2 rRNA genes are annotated in these 1,412 nt (G+C 36.3%); both read right to left on the reverse strand.

Annotated features, from left to right (window positions below):
- A 16S ribosomal RNA gene (locus DW085_RS18705) occupies positions 1-77 on the reverse strand; the annotation flags it as partial.
- 1,175 nt (positions 78-1,252) lie between these two features.
- Positions 1,253-1,412: ribosomal RNA gene (locus DW085_RS18715) — 23S ribosomal RNA — on the reverse strand; the annotation flags it as partial.

The following is a 1,412-nucleotide window of genomic DNA, read 5'->3' on the forward strand; positions in this document are numbered from 1 at the left end:
AAATCGCTTCGTTCGACTTGCATGTGTTAAGCACGCCGCCAGCGTTCATCCTGAGCCAGGATCAAACTCTCATGTTAAAGTTTTGATTCCAGTCAAAATTCGCTTGGCTAATTTTAACCGTTATTACTGTTGTTTTGGTTTTGTTCTGAATGTTCTCTTGAACTTCAAGGCTTAACCAAAAGCCTTTGTTCTTAGAATTTTCAGGGTTTTACATACTGTTCAGTTTTCAAGGTTCTTTGTTGTTGCCTCATCGGCAGCTTATTTATATTATCATAAGCAATTGACTTTGTCAACAATTTTTTTTATTTTATTTTTAATCTTTCTCAGAAACCCGTTTGCGTTTCCGCTCTTATTTCTTCGATTGATTTGCCCTTGTCTCAAGGACGTATGTTATGATACCAGAGTTTCCAAGGATTGTCAACGATTTTTCTATATTTGTTATTCTTTTTATTTTGTTGTGATTTTTTAGAATATTTTGTCATTTCTATTTATTTCGCACATACTAGATTAAAAAATCAGCAGCATTCCCACCAGCTTATTTTGATCCTTCTTGCAGAAATGCTGCTGATTTATTTTGCGTCATTTTCTTCTATTATCATATATACAACTATTTGCTCTTTTCTCTTTCCAAACACTACAGTAACGAGATTGCGGTGTGCCATTTTTCAAAACTGTACATAATATATAATTTTAATAATGGGTATGGAAGAAAGCGACTAAAAAATCCAGATACCGCCTGTTTGAGAAACTCACTTCCCTGTTTCAGGAAATTAATCTTGAGCTTCAATACACGGGGATAAAGTTCAGTATTAATACAGAATACTCGCCAGAATACTTAAAGGAAGCCGCATCGAAATACGCAGAAATCTGGCAGTTGGATGAAACAACGTTTGTCGCCGGTAAAGGACATCGAAAGTCAGTCCAGCAACGCCATTATGAAAAACTTAAGGAATATCTGTCAAAGCTGAATGTGATGAAAATAAAATCAGCTGCATAGATTTGAAAATCAACAAATTTATGGGGTAAGGGGGAAATGCTCTTTTAGAGACTACTTCGTTTATAATTTTTTAGTCTAAAAGAGCGTGTAATAGGAAATTCCTTGGAATTCCCTATTACACAAAAAAACCGCCATACATTTCTGTACAACGGTCTTCTTTATATACCTTCAAAACTGCACACTGAATTTCTTCTACTTCTATCTTTCATCCTTTTAGGAAATAACTTCCTCTTACCTATCCTTAACCATAACCTTTTGGTTAAGCCCTCGACCGATTAGTAACAGTCAGCTTCACGTATTACTACGCTTCCACCTCTGCCCTATCTACCTCGTCGTCTTCAAGGGGTCTTACTACTTGCGTATGGGATATCTCATCTTGAGGGGGGCTTCACGCTTAGATGCCTTCAGCGTTTAT

The sequence above is a fragment of the Clostridium sp. AF50-3 genome, assembly GCF_003477445.1.
Lineage (GTDB): Bacteria > Bacillota > Clostridia > Lachnospirales > Lachnospiraceae > Otoolea > Otoolea fessa.